This window comes from Ruegeria atlantica, from assembly GCF_001458195.1.
Classification (GTDB): domain Bacteria; phylum Pseudomonadota; class Alphaproteobacteria; order Rhodobacterales; family Rhodobacteraceae; genus Ruegeria; species Ruegeria atlantica.
This window is the reverse complement of sequence record NZ_CYPU01000039.1, coordinates 170,449-183,478: the sequence shown is the minus strand read 5'-3', so window position 1 is coordinate 183,478 and position 13,030 is coordinate 170,449. Positions and strand designations below refer to the sequence as shown.

The window sequence follows — 13,030 nt, the reverse complement described above, 5'->3', positions numbered from 1 at the left end:
GTGTCTATCAATCCGGCCCTTTGGTCAAGGCCCCTCACTATGCTAGGCTAATGCACATGAAACGGTTGATACTTGTTTTTACACTGCTCGTAACGCCCGCCCTGGCCGACGTGGTCGGCCCCGGCGGCAAGGTTCAGGACTGCTATTGCACCGACAAATCCGGAACCCGCGTCGAACTGGGCGAGATGATCTGCCTCCAGGTCGATGGCCGCATGTTCATGGCGCAATGCCAGATGTCCCTGAACGTACCGATGTGGCGCGAGGTTCAGGAGGGGTGCTTGTCCTCAGGGCTGCAACAGAGCAAGCCACTCATCAACACGAGCGCGGTTTACCCCAAAATCTGACCGGCCAAACCTGAGACGAGCATAGATGCGAAGCGTGTCTCCGTCTTGTTGCACTGTCGTGTAGTCCGGAAAGCCGATCACTTTCGTACGCGTGATGTAGGTAATCATCCCTTCATCAACAGACCCGGCCAGCACTGACGTTCGGTCTGAAACGCGTGCGAACGCATCCAGCCGCAGCAGGCCATCCGGCCCCGTTTCGACCACACGGACGACACCTCCATCAAGATCACGGTCCTGATCACCTATCGGTGCCACATGCCATTTTGCCGGGTCTGATGGTGCAAAACGAATGTATGCTCCAAGCAAAATTACCAGAACAACAATCAGCCACAGCACCATTTTTTTCATCCCCGGACCAGCCCTTGCGCTGACCATATTCGGATAGCTTTGGCAAACAAGGTGCGAACTCTTCTACCGTGACGTCACGCCCGGCAATATGCACAGCAGCTCAAACAACAGGTTTGCTGCGGTCAGTGCCGTGTTGCCTGACGGATCGTATGGCGGCGACACCTCGACCAGATCGCATCCGACTACTTTCACACCCGACAACGCATGAATCAGCTGCAGCGCTTGCGGCGTGGTCAGCCCTCCGATTTCCGGCGTGCCGGTGCCGGGGGCATATGCAGGGTCCAGACTGTCGATGTCATAGGTGATATAGACCGGGTGGTCCCCGATCGTTTTCCGGATTTGCGAGCCGATCTCGGTCAGGTTCTGCTGCCACAGCCCCCACGCCGGGAATTGGCGAAAGCCCCAGTCCTGCGCCTCAGTAAAGTCGCTGGCCGCGTAACCCGAACCGCGAATGCCGACCTGAAAGGTCTTGTCCGGGACGATCAGCTTTTCTTCATAGGCGCGGCGAAAGACAGTACCGTGCGTTTCACGTTCGCCGAACATCTCTTCATTCACGTCGGCATGAGCATCCACATGCACCAGCGCGACCGGACCATGCTTGGCCGCAATAGCGCGCAAAATCGGCAGCGTGATCGAATGGTCGCCGCCCATCGCAACCGGGATCACCGCCTGATCCAGAATTGAATCGTAGCTTTCCTTGATGATCTTCAGGCTGTCGGGCAGCGAGAACGTATTGATCGCCAGATCGCCGATATCCGCAATTTGCAAGCTATCGAACGGAGCTGCGGAATTGGCCATGTTATAAGGCCGGATCATCGCGCTTTCGCTGCGGATTTGTTTCGGCCCAAACCGTGTACCTGACCTCCAAGAGGTGCCGATATCCATCGGGATGCCCAGCACGGCCACATCCAACCCGGCCAGCGAGTCAGCCTGCGGCAACCGCATGAACGTGTTCGGCCCGGAAAACCGCGCCAGATCATTGCCGCTGATCGGTTGGTTAAAGTCTGTCATGCCCGTATTTCTCCCGTCCGGCTTTTGGTTAATCAGATACCGGAAAGATGGCTAACCAAAGGTTAATCCTGCACCAGCTTGTTCCACCCCAGCAGGCAAATGATCTGAGTCGCCACGTGAGCACCTGCAATGGCCGTGGCACCTGACGTGTCATAGGGCGGTGAGACCTCGACCACGTCCCCGCCTTTGATGTTAATCCCGGCAATGTCGCGCAGGATGATCTGCGCCTGAATGGAACTCAGTCCGCCCCAAACGGGCGTGCCGGTGCCGGGGGCAAAGGCCGGGTCCAGGCCGTCGATGTCAAAGCTCAGATAGACTGGGCTGTCGCCCAAAATACCTTTGATCTTTTTCGCCACGGCGGCGGGGCCGGATTCGTACACTTCGCGCGCGTCGATGATGTTGACGCCCAGAGTATCCTCGTTGGTCGTGCGGATACCAACCTGAACCGAGCGTTTCGGGTCCACGATGCCGGATTTCACCGCCTTGTAGAACATCGTCCCGTGATCCACGCGGGACATGTCGTCATCGGCCCAAGTGTCGGTATGCGCATCGAATTGCAGCAGAGACATCGGACCGTATTTCTCGGCATATGCCTTGAGGATCGGAAAGCTGATATAGTGGTCCCCGCCTAATGTGACCGAAGACACATCAGCGGCCAGAATAGTACGGATGTGGTCGGTCAACGTATCGGGAAAGGCAGGGATATTGGCATAGTCATAAGCCATATCTCCGTAATCCACGATTGCCAGCTCGCTGAGCGCATCGAACGGCCAGCCGTAGGGCGCATCCGGCGATTGCAGCGCGCTGGCCTCACGTATGGCACGCGGTCCAAGACGGGTGCCGGGTCGGTTCGTCACCGCTTGATCAAAGGGCACACCTGTGACGGCGATATCCACGCCTTTCAGGTCCTTAGTGTAAAGGCGACGCAGGAACGAGGTCGCGCCGCCAAAGGTGTTCTCGTATGACAGTCCCTTGAGATCAGGATTGGTGAATGCCTCGTCCACCTGGTTCTTTGCGTCTTCCAGTGCCATGTCTTCCCCCCCGTCAGCCCAGCGGCTGCGCCTTTTCGACGATCCGTGCAAAGAACGAAGCGCCAACCGGCGCGATCTCGTCGTTGAAGTTGTATTTCGGATGATGCAACCCGGCGCTCTCGCCCTGCCCCAGGAACAGATAGGCACCGGGGCGCGATTGTAGCATGTACGAGAAATCCTCGGCCCCCATTTCGCGGCCCGTGTTGCCCACCACACGCTCGGCCCCGGACACGTCGCGGGCCACCTCGGCGGCAAATCCGGCCTTTTCGCCATCGTTGATCGTGGCCGGGTAGTTCTTTTCGTAATCCAGCCGCGCCTCGACTCCGTAAGAGGTCGCCTGCCCCTGTACGATTTGCTCCATACGCTCGATTACCATCTGCTGAACGTTTGGATCGAAGGTTCGAACAGTGCCGTTGATGAAAGCCGTGTCGGGGATCACGTTATTCACCGTCCCGGTGTGGATTTGCGTGACCGAGACAACCAGGTCGTCCAGCGCATAGTTGTTGCGGCTGACGATAGTCTGAATGGCCTGCGCAATGCCGCAGGCCGCCATCACCGGGTCGCGGGCTTCATGCGGCATTGCACCGTGACCACCAACGCCCTGAATATGAACCTCGAACGTATCCACCGCCGCCATGATCGGCCCCGGAGTGGTGTGAAATGCGCCTACGGGCAGGTTTGGCGCATTGTGCAGAGCGTAGACCTGAGAAATATCGAACCGATCCATGATGCCTTCTTCGACCATCACGCCCGCGCCGCCGCCTTCTTCTTCGGCAGGCTGAAAGATCAGCGCCACACGGCCGCGAAAATTCCGCGTCTCGGCCAGATAACGCGCCGCACCCAACAGCATCGTAGTATGCCCGTCATGACCGCAGGCGTGCATCTTGCCCGGATTGGTCGAGGCGTATTCGACGCCCGTTTCCTCAGGGATCGGCAGCGCGTCCATATCGGCCCGCAGACCAATCGTAGGCCCCTCACCCCGCCCGCTGATGATCGCGACGATCCCGGTCTTGGCAATACCTTCGTGCAGCTCGTCCACTCCGAATTCGCGCAGACGGTCCGCCACGAATGCTGCCGTTTCATGGCATTCGAACTCCAACTCGGGGATTGAATGCAAGTGTTTGCGCCATGCGGCCATATCGGCTGAGTAATCGGCAATTCGGTTGACGACGGGCATCTGGGGTGGACTCCTACTCGGGACTGCGGAATGGATGCATCTGACACCGGAACGAAAGGGTTCGCAATGGCCGAAAATCCTCTGATCCACGACAGCGAAGCGGGTATCGAGCGCCTGTTGGAAATCATGCGCCGTCTGCGTGACCCGCAAACGGGCTGCCCGTGGGATATCGAACAGGATTTTACCACCATCGCCCCCTACACGATCGAGGAGGCCTATGAGGTCGCCGATGCCATCGAGCGCGAAGCCTATGATGAGCTGAAAGGCGAGCTGGGCGACCTGCTGTTCCAGTCGGTTTTTCACGCACAAATGGCCGAAGAAGCCGGGCATTTCACCTTTCAGGACGTGGTGCGGACCATGTCGGACAAGATGGTCGACCGTCACCCGCATGTATTTGGCGATGAATCCCACGATAAATCAGCGGACCAGCAGACCGTGGATTGGGAAACCATCAAGGCGGCTGAGCGCGCCGGCAAGGAACAGAAAGGCGCGCTGGATGGTGTCGCGGCCAACCTGCCTGCCCTGTTGCGCGCGCACAAGCTGCAGAAACGCGCGGCCCGCGTGGGGTTCGACTGGCCTGATGCCAGCCATGTGCTGGCCAAGATCACCGAAGAGGCTGCAGAACTGGAGGAAGCGCGCAATGCTAAGGACGCAGACGCGCTGGAGGATGAATTCGGCGATCTTCTGTTCGTGATGGTCAATCTGGGCCGTCATCTGGGCATCGAACCCGAGGCCGCCCTGCGCCGCACCAACGCCAAGTTCACACGCCGGTTCGAGCAGGTCGAGGCGCGGCTGGCTGCGCGCGGAAAAACGCCGTCGCAAAGCGATTTGGAAGAAATGGATTCGCTGTGGGACGAGGTCAAAATTGAAGAGCACCGTGCCAACGGCAAACTCCCGCCGTTGGGCGCGACAACGGAGGCCTGAAACCACTGGACAAGCGTGGTGACACTTGCGAGTGTCCGCGCTTCAATACCCCGGAGGCAAAGCATGGCACCGCGCAAGATCATCATCGACACCGATCCCGGGCAGGACGACGCAGTCGCCATCTTGCTGGCATTGGCAAGCCCGGAAGAGATTGATGTTCTGGGCATTACCGCCGTTGCGGGGAATGTACCGCTGGAACTGACGGCCAAGAATGCGCGGATCGTCTGTGAACTGGCCGGCCACACGCATATCCCTGTTTATGCCGGGTGTGACCGCCCGCTAAACCGCCCTCTGGTCACCGCAGAACATGTGCACGGCAAGACCGGCCTCGACGGTCCCGTCCTGCCTGATCCGGAAATGCCGCTGGCTGACGGGCACGCGGTCGACTTCATCATCGACACCCTGCGTGCAAATGAGCCTGGAACCGTCACATTTTGCCCGCTTGGCCCGTTGACGAACATCGCATCCGCCTTTCAAAAAGCGCCTGACATTGTCGACCGGGTCCAGGAAATCGTTCTGATGGGCGGGGCCTATTTTGAGGTCGGCAACATCACCCCAGCGGCAGAATTCAACATCTACGTCGATCCCGAAGCTGCTGATATCGTGTTCAAATCCGGCGTACACGTCGTCGTTATGCCACTGGACGTTACCCACGACGCGCTGGTAACGAAACACCGCAATGACGCCTTTCGCGCCCTCGACAGTAAAGTCGGTCATGCCGTGGCCGAGATGACGGATTTCTTCGAACGTTTCGATATAGAGAAATACGGCTCGGAAGGCGCGCCGCTGCACGACCCGTGCGTGACCGCCTATCTGATCCGGCCGGAGCTGTTCTCGGGTCGACACATCAACGTACAGATCGAAACGCAGTCCGAACTGACGATGGGTATGACCGTCGCCGATTGGTGGCGCGTGACCGACCATCCGCCCAACGCGATGTTCATTGGGGAAGTCGACGCTGACGGCTTTTTCGCCCTGCTGACCGAACGGCTGGCCCGGCTATGAGCGCTGCACTTCGCCTTGCGCGCCCCGAAGATCTGGACCGCCTGATGGGCTTGGTGACCGCGTTCCACACCGAAGCCGGGATCGCGCAGGACATGGACCAGACCCGCAATGCGCTGACCCCCTTGCTAGAGGGTATTCCCCACGGTTGCGTCTACCTGATCGGTCCAGGACGTGCGCCGCTGGGCTATGCCATCCTGACGTTCGGCTGGTCGGTCGAGTTCGGCGGCATGGACGGATTCATAGACGAAATCTACATCCGCCCGGCCGTGCGCGGCCGTGGCATCGCTACCGAAGTGCTACTTGACCTGCCCAAAGCCCTGGCCGAGGCTGGCCTGACCGCCCTTCACCTGGAAGTCGATCGCACGAACGAGGCTGCGCATAAGCTGTACTTGCGCACCGGCTTCAAACCGCGCGATCGCTATGTCTTGATGAGCCGAAAGCTCTAAATCGGTCAGATACTTACGGGCGTCGCCGCCCGTCCCCCCGTGAAGGCCCTAGCGGGCTTCACCGCGATACATGTATGACGGCGTTTCCATACCCAGAACCGGGTCACTTGCGGACACCGCCTCCCCGGTGATCGGATAAGTGCCAGGCCCTGCACAGGCCGCCAAAAATACAGTGCTGATCACTGAAGCTACGAGAAGGATTTTCGAACCAGTCATGTCGTTTCCCTTTCTGTAATGCAGGCACATTACGAGACACCGGGATCGGACAAATAGGTAAAAGTTCACACAAAATTGAATTTATGTAGGTGTATTTCTAACAAGTTTGATTTTTACATGCGATAACAACGCGTAAGACTTTGAAAAAAAATCACTCGATTTGCGTATTTTCCGCCTGAGCACCGGACAAAGGCATCTCAAAAAACAATAAGGTGTCTTTCGCGATCTCCGGAATCTCGGAATATGCGTCGCGCAGTTGGAAGCCCATCGACAGGTACAGACGCGTTGCCGATTCCAATGGTTTGCCTGTGTCCATGCGAATGCAGTCAAACCCCTGTTCACGGCACTGTTCAATCAAGGACATCATAACCGCATATCCTGCCCCCGTCCCTCGGGCGGCGTCATTTACAAACACCCGTTTTATTTCGGCAATGCCCGGCCCGATTGTCCGGAACATTCCGCACCCAACGGCATGTCCATCCTTTAGTACCAGCCGCACACCACCGCCCGGTGGGGCGTGTTCGACTTCGATCTCGTCCATCAGCCGGGCATAAACGTCGCGGGGATAAAAGGTTTTTACGACGCGCACAGACTTGGCGTCCAACGTCAGCAGGAAGTCGCGATATTCCCAACACAAACGCCGAACCTCATCAAAGTGGTCCGGCGTTTCAGCTTCGATTACTTTAAGCAAAACACGATCCTCGAAAAACACGAGGATCAGTCTAGCATTATTGACCTCAGTTGCGAAGGATCGACGCGCCTGCGTATTCCGCAACTTCACCCAGCGATTCCTCGATGCGGATCAGCTGGTTGTACTTGGCCAACCGGTCCGACCGCGCCAGCGAGCCGGTTTTGATCTGACCGCAATTGGTCGCAACCGCCAGATCGGCGATGGTCGCATCCTCGGTTTCGCCCGAGCGGTGCGACATGACGTTGGTATACCGTGCTCGGTGCGCCATATCGACGGCACGAAGAGTTTCAGTCAGCGATCCGATCTGGTTCACCTTGACCAGCATCGAGTTGGCACAGCCGCGCTTGATCCCTTCGGCCAGACGCACGGGGTTGGTCACGAACAGGTCGTCGCCCACTAGCTGCACCTTGTCGCCGATGGCATCGGTCAGGGCCTTCCAGCCGTCCCAGTCATCTTCGGACATGCCATCTTCGATCGATATGATCGGATAGTCTTTGACCAGAGCCGCCAGATACTCGGCGTTTTCTTCCGACGTCAGCGAGATGTTCTCACCCGACAGGACATACTTGCCATCTTTGAAGTATTCGGTCGCCGCGCAATCCAGCGCCAGATGGATTTCCTCACCCGGCTTGTAGCCTGCCTTTTCAATGGACTGCAGGATGAAGTCCAGCGCCTCGCGGGTGGACGCGATGTTGGGCGCAAAGCCGCCCTCGTCGCCAACACCGGTGGCCAGACCAGCCGCCGACAACTCACGTTTCAGCGTGTGGAACACCTCGGAGCCCATGCGCACAGCTTCGCGGATATTCGCGGCCGAGGTCGGCATGATCATGAATTCCTGAATGTCGATCGGGTTGTCGGCATGTTCGCCACCGTTGATGATGTTCATCATCGGTACTGGCAAAACGCGGGCCGACGTACCGCCGACATAGCGATACAGGGGCTGCGTGGTGAAATCTGCCGCAGCCTTGGCTGTGGCCAGCGAGACGCCCAGAATGGCGTTTGCGCCCAGACGGCTCTTGTTCTCGGTCCCGTCCAGTTCGATCATCGCGCCGTCGATGGCGACCTGCTCGGTCGCGTCATAGCCGACCAGTTCTTCGGCGATCTCACCGTTCACAGCGGCGACAGCTTCAAGCACGCCTTTGCCCATATAGCGCGATTTGTCACCGTCACGCTTTTCCACCGCCTCATACGCACCGGTTGACGCACCCGAAGGCACAGCGGCGCGGCCCATGGTGCCGTCTTCCAGAATCACGTCCACTTCGACCGTTGGGTTGCCCCGGCTGTCCAGGATTTCGCGTGCGTGGATGTCGATGATGGTGCTCATGAGGCCCGTCCCTGTGGCTGCATTTGGTTGCATGCCTCATAACATCACCGGGCCAAAAGTAAACCGGCCATGTTACCGCTAACAGGTATATTTGCCGAGGTTTAGGGCTAAAACCTCTCTGTTTGCGCCAACGTGCGACGATCCGTCAGGCCGCAACCGCCATTGCACGCGCCAGCCGGCGTTCGCGAACAAAGGTGTACATGCCAGAGCCGAGGATCAACGCGGCACCGGCCACCGTCATCAAATCAGGCCGTTCGCCAAACATCAGCATCCCTGCCGCGATGGAAAACACGAGCCGGCTGTACCGGAAAGGTGTCAAGGCCGAGGCCTCACCGATCCGCATGGCCGTCACGATGCCGTAATATCCCAGGACGCCAAAGCCAATTGCCCCCAGATACGGACCAACTTGCGTGGATTGCAGTGGAACAACTGGCTGAGCCAGAAACACCATCAGAACTGCTCCGGCAAGGGCAACGGCGATATAGGCCTGCATGGCAACAACGGACGAGGCCACACGGACGTCCAGTTTGCGTGTAATCAGATCACGCGCGGCGATCGCAATTACGGTCGCGACAACGAACAGCGACTCGGGCTGAAACCCTTCCAAACCCGGGCGAATAATCATTAAGACACCAATAAAGCCTATGCCGATAGCACTCCAGCGTCGCCAGCCGACCTGCTCGCCCAAAAACAGTGCCGCCCCCGTAGTCACGGCCAGCGGCATCGCCTGAAAGACGGCAGCAACGGTGGACAGCTCGACCAGAGACAGCGCGGTAACAAAGGTCAGGGCTCCTACCGCCTCGGCCCCTGCCCGCGCCAGCGGCAGTCCTTTCCACGCCTCCGGATCAAAGATGCGTTTACGCGTGGCTAACGACATCAGTACGAACACCAGCCCGCAGACCAGACCCAAAGCGATCATGATCTGACCCGTAGGTACAGTGATCGACAGATGCTTGATGAACATGTCCTCAAGCGCGAAGGCCGCCATCGATCCGATGATCAGCAAGATGCCGTGTACGTTGTTCATACGCGTGTCCGTTGAGATGGCGCGGGAAATTCCGCGACCTTAAGCCAGCAAAACCGTATCATCCGCGACGCCGCAAACGATATTGCGACATGTTTCATGAATTGCCGTGCGGCAACCAATCGCGTTTCGTGATGGATCAGCCCTGTTTCAGCGGCACGCCGTACAGTTCCAACCGATGCCCTTTCAGCTTGTACCCAAGCTTGGCTGCGATCTTTTCCTGCAGGGCTTCGATCTCGGGATCGACAAATTCGATCACTTCCCCCGACTGCATGTCGATCAGATGGTCGTGGTGGTCCCTCTCGGCATCCTCATAGCGGGCGCGCCCGTCACCGAATTCCAACCGCTCCAGAATCCCAGCCTCTTCGAACAGCTTCACGGTGCGATAGACTGTGGCGATCGAGATACCCGAATCCACCTTAGAGGCGCGGGCGTACAGCTCTTCTACATCCGGATGGTCATCACTTTGCTGCAACACCTGAGCAATTGTGCGGCGCTGACCCGTCATGCGGAGACCTTTGGCTTCGCAACGGGCGATGATCGTGTCGGACATAGTGACCCTCAGAGTAGTTCGGGTTTCTGTCTTAATACGTCTGCGCCGCTGGCGCCACAGGGGATTTGCGCCTAAGCGACCTTGCGAAGATCAGCCCAGATAGGCAGGTGATCTGATGCGATATGCGCAGGCCGCGCTTTGTGGACGCCATGCACCACAGCCTCAAGCCCAGCGCCCAGCGCGATCCGATCCAGTGCGCCCAGAGGCTGTGCAGCCGGGAAACTGGGAACCGGGGGCAAAAATCGCATGTCGGGTGCAAGATGATCGAGAACCGGCTGGCGCGACCACTCGTTGAAATCTCCGGCCCATACGGTAGGCATCTGATCCAGATCCTCATCGCAGCGCCGGAGTTGATGGATCTGTTGCCGCCGAGATGCGGGCAGAAGGCCCAGATGCATCCCCATCACCCGAAGCGGCCCGATCTGGGTATCGAACTCTACCCGCACGGCACCGCGAGGTTCCAGCCCGGGCAAATCATGGTGACCGGTCGTGCGCACGTCAATTTTATCCCCGCGCCAGATGACGGCGTTACCGTGCCAGCCCAAGCTGCCTGCGCCCCCCAGATCGACAATCTGCCAACCGGCTTCATCCAACATGAAATGCGGTAAGGCCGCGGGTCGCGGCGGCAGCCTTTTGTCGGCCTCTTGCAGCACCACAATATCAGCCTGCATTCCTTCAATAACCTGCATGATGCGCTGCGGTTGGCGGCGAAAATCCAAGCCTACGCATTTCTGGATGTTATAGCTTGCAATCCGCAGGGTTGAATAAGGCGACATAGGGTTCCGATCAAATGGTCGACTCCCAAAGTGCCATGCTGGTTGCGGGGTGCAACCCCAGTCTTTCCAAGGTCGATAAATTAACGCTGATTATCCTGACCATTTGCCCGAAAATTCGGCAGACCGCGCGATCAGGAATGCTGCGCTTGATCAACGGGGTGCCGATACTCTATCCCCGTGGAACGCGTCCAATTGAGGCCTGCAGTGGTTTCCAGCAACACACTCTCGAACAACCGCACCTGGGCAAGCATCGTTCTGGTGATCGGTGGCATGATGTGGGGTCTCTATTGGATCCCCGTTCGGTTTCTCTTTGACCTGGGCCTGACCGGGCCCTGGCCAGGTATTGCGATGTATAGCGTTGCGCTGCTGGGGCTGGTTCCCTTCATCTGGAAAGAGCGAGGAACGCTGGCCCTGCAATGGCGCGATCTGGTGTTCAGCGGAATATTCACCGGCGCGGCCTTCAGTCTTTATTCCATCAGCCTTGTCTATACGGATGTGGTGCGGTCGATCCTGTTATTCTACCTCACCCCGATCTGGGGCACGATTCTGGGCCGGGTGTTTCTGGGTGAACGCCTGACTCTGGGGCGGCTTGCGGGCCTTGCCTGCGGTGTCGGTGGTCTGTTCGTCGTGCTGGGCGACTCCGGTGGTATCCCGCTGCCCCAAAACAGCGGTGACTGGATGGCGTTGGCCTCGGGCATGTGTTGGGCGCTGGGTACGTTGGGGCTGTACCGAACCAGTACGATCTCAGCCTCGGGTCAAGTCTTTGCCTTTGTTGCAGGCGCTCTGATCCTTTCCCTGGCTAGCCTCACGGTCCTGCCCGAACCTGTATTGCCGACGATCGCGCGGGCCGATTTTCTTTGGACCCTTCAGTTCGTACTGCTGTCGGCCTTCTACACCTTACCCATGGTGTTCATGACAATCTGGCCCGCAACCAAACTGTCGCCTGCCCGCGTCGGCATCCTCCTTATGAGCGAGGTTGTCGTCGGCCTGGCCTCGGCCGCCGCGTTCTCGGGCGAGCCGTTCGGGTTACGCGAGCTGTTGGGCGCTATCCTGATTGTCAGTGCTGCGGTGCTTGAAATCGTGCGGGACTAGGACAACCCGCCATCGTAGGTGTTGGCCTACCCCCTTCGAACGGGTATCTGTTTCGGAGTTTGATGCCCTATCAGGACGTTACCAGATGTCGACGCCAAATGCAGAACGCAGAAAGCAGCTTGAGGGGCGCGCGCTCATCATCGCCATGGGCGGCAACCTGTTCATGGGCGCGGCTGGTATACTGGCCGGGATTCTGTCGAACTCCAATGCGATCATGATGGACGGCCTGTATTCGCTGGTCGGCTTTGGATCGGCATTCCTTGGTCGCCGTATTAGCCTGAAGATTGATGCAGGCCCCGACAAGCGCCGCCCCTTTGGCTATGCAGCGGACGAGGCGATCTTTTCCACCTTCCGCTCTCTGTCTCTGTTAGGACTGGTGCTGTTCGCCATCTCGAACGCGACTAAAAACATCTACAGCTATTACAACGGCATGATGCCTGAACCGCTGATATTCGGACCGATGTTCATCTACTTCGCTGCCATTGGCCTGACCTGCGTGTTGTTATGGGCGTTTCACTATTTCACCTGGCGGCAGACCGGGAAGGCCAGTGCGATCCTGCGTTTGGAATCCAAGGCAGCGCTGTTCGATGGTCTGTTCACGGCCGCCGCAGCAATTGGCCTTGGGGCAATCTACCTGTTCCGGGATGGGGCCCTATCGGCGATCGCACCCGTCGGCGACTCGATCATCGTACTTTTCCTTTGCGTTCTGGCCATCGGATCATACCTACGCGACTTCCGTGGTGGGTTGGGTGAGCTGGCAAACGCCACCGCCAGCCCCGAACTTCTTGCCGCTGCGCGTCGGACTTTGCGCCCGGCGATCGCAGAGGACGGTGGCGCATTGCGGGATATGTCCGTAACCAAACAAGGTCGGACCATTTTGATTACCGTCTACTACAACCCGCTGCGCGCGATCACCGCTGAAGAGGTCGACACCCTTAACCTGCGCATGGTCCGCGATGCGCGCAGGGCAATCGATGGGGCGGATGTCTACCTGATGATCTCGCAATACGCCCGCCGTTGGCCGGATGAGGTCAATCCCTATCGTGATGAGGTCTGAGCGCCAGAACT

General features: G+C 58.5%; 16 protein-coding genes. 6 read left to right on the top strand and 10 right to left on the bottom strand.

Going from position 1 to position 13,030, the window contains the following annotated elements; genetic code table 11:
- The first annotated feature begins 56 nt into the window (after positions 1 to 56).
- Positions 57 to 344: a hypothetical protein gene (locus RUA4292_RS24030; RefSeq protein ID WP_082637102.1), complete on the top strand. Its 288-nt coding sequence runs from the start codon at positions 57 to 59 to the stop codon at positions 342 to 344.
- Here the strand turns inward: RUA4292_RS24030 and RUA4292_RS10840 are convergent.
- From RUA4292_RS10840 to RUA4292_RS10825, 4 genes are all read right to left on the bottom strand, one after another.
- On the bottom strand, positions 285 to 692 hold the full coding sequence (locus RUA4292_RS10840) for a DUF1499 domain-containing protein (RefSeq protein ID WP_058278155.1): 408 nt from the start codon (positions 690 to 692) through the stop codon (positions 285 to 287). The genes RUA4292_RS24030 and RUA4292_RS10840 overlap by 60 nt on opposite strands.
- A gap of 63 nt (positions 693 to 755) precedes the next feature.
- Positions 756 to 1,703 carry an agmatinase gene (gene speB, locus RUA4292_RS10835; RefSeq protein WP_058277594.1) on the bottom strand — a complete coding sequence of 316 codons (948 nt, stop codon included), beginning with the start codon at positions 1,701 to 1,703 and terminating at the stop codon, positions 756 to 758.
- Positions 1,704 to 1,765: 62 nt separating this feature from the next.
- Positions 1,766 to 2,734, bottom strand: a complete 969-nt coding sequence (gene speB / locus RUA4292_RS10830; protein ID WP_058277593.1) for an agmatinase — start codon at positions 2,732 to 2,734, stop codon at positions 1,766 to 1,768.
- A 13-nt stretch (positions 2,735 to 2,747) separates the two neighbouring features.
- Positions 2,748 to 3,911: a M20 aminoacylase family protein gene (locus RUA4292_RS10825; protein WP_058277592.1), complete on the bottom strand. Its 1,164-nt coding sequence runs from the start codon at positions 3,909 to 3,911 to the stop codon at positions 2,748 to 2,750.
- A 66-nt stretch (positions 3,912 to 3,977) separates the two neighbouring features.
- Between RUA4292_RS10825 and mazG the strand changes: the two genes are divergently transcribed.
- The 3 genes from mazG to RUA4292_RS10810 all read left to right on the top strand — a co-directional run bounded on the left by mazG (position 3,978) and on the right by RUA4292_RS10810 (position 6,286).
- Complete coding sequence (gene mazG / locus RUA4292_RS10820; RefSeq protein ID WP_058278154.1) at positions 3,978 to 4,835, top strand: nucleoside triphosphate pyrophosphohydrolase; 858 nt, start codon at positions 3,978 to 3,980, stop codon at positions 4,833 to 4,835.
- 63 nt (positions 4,836 to 4,898) lie between these two features.
- The gene (locus RUA4292_RS10815; RefSeq protein ID WP_058277591.1) at positions 4,899 to 5,840 is read left to right on the top strand and encodes a nucleoside hydrolase; all 942 of its coding nucleotides are present in this window, start codon (positions 4,899 to 4,901) and stop codon (positions 5,838 to 5,840) included.
- The gene (locus RUA4292_RS10810; protein WP_058277590.1) at positions 5,837 to 6,286 is read left to right on the top strand and encodes a GNAT family N-acetyltransferase; all 450 of its coding nucleotides are present in this window, start codon (positions 5,837 to 5,839) and stop codon (positions 6,284 to 6,286) included. Before RUA4292_RS10815 ends, RUA4292_RS10810 begins: the two co-directional genes overlap by 4 nt.
- Positions 6,287 to 6,334: 48 nt before the next feature.
- On the opposite strand, the gene RUA4292_RS24950 is transcribed toward RUA4292_RS10810, so the two are convergent.
- The 6 genes from RUA4292_RS24950 to RUA4292_RS10780 form a co-directional block, all read right to left on the bottom strand.
- Complete coding sequence (locus RUA4292_RS24950) at positions 6,335 to 6,502, bottom strand: hypothetical protein (RefSeq protein WP_186437364.1); 168 nt, start codon at positions 6,500 to 6,502, stop codon at positions 6,335 to 6,337.
- Between the two features lie 151 nt (positions 6,503 to 6,653).
- Positions 6,654 to 7,193 (bottom strand): GNAT family N-acetyltransferase, encoded by a 540-nt coding sequence (locus RUA4292_RS10800; protein WP_058278153.1) that lies wholly within the window; start codon positions 7,191 to 7,193, stop codon positions 6,654 to 6,656.
- Between the two features lie 46 nt (positions 7,194 to 7,239).
- Complete coding sequence (gene eno, locus RUA4292_RS10795) at positions 7,240 to 8,517, bottom strand: phosphopyruvate hydratase (protein WP_058277589.1); 1,278 nt, start codon at positions 8,515 to 8,517, stop codon at positions 7,240 to 7,242.
- Positions 8,518 to 8,662: 145 nt separating this feature from the next.
- Entirely contained in the window at positions 8,663 to 9,544 is an 882-nt protein-coding gene (locus RUA4292_RS10790; RefSeq protein ID WP_058277588.1) for a DMT family transporter, read from the bottom strand.
- 136 nt (positions 9,545 to 9,680) lie between these two features.
- On the bottom strand, positions 9,681 to 10,094 hold the full coding sequence (locus tag RUA4292_RS10785) for a Fur family transcriptional regulator (protein ID WP_058277587.1): 414 nt from the start codon (positions 10,092 to 10,094) through the stop codon (positions 9,681 to 9,683).
- Between the two features lie 71 nt (positions 10,095 to 10,165).
- A complete protein-coding gene (locus RUA4292_RS10780; protein WP_058277586.1) occupies positions 10,166 to 10,870 on the bottom strand; it encodes an endonuclease/exonuclease/phosphatase family protein in 705 nt (234 codons plus the stop codon).
- A 204-nt stretch (positions 10,871 to 11,074) separates the two neighbouring features.
- Here RUA4292_RS10780 and RUA4292_RS10775 point away from each other — a divergent pair, with 204 nt between their 5' ends.
- Both RUA4292_RS10775 and RUA4292_RS10770 read left to right on the top strand, forming a co-directional pair.
- The gene (locus RUA4292_RS10775; protein WP_058277585.1) at positions 11,075 to 11,962 is read left to right on the top strand and encodes a DMT family transporter; all 888 of its coding nucleotides are present in this window, start codon (positions 11,075 to 11,077) and stop codon (positions 11,960 to 11,962) included.
- A gap of 85 nt (positions 11,963 to 12,047) precedes the next feature.
- Complete coding sequence (locus RUA4292_RS10770) at positions 12,048 to 13,019, top strand: cation efflux transmembrane domain-containing protein (RefSeq protein WP_058277584.1); 972 nt, start codon at positions 12,048 to 12,050, stop codon at positions 13,017 to 13,019.
- Positions 13,020 to 13,030 lie beyond the last annotated feature (11 nt).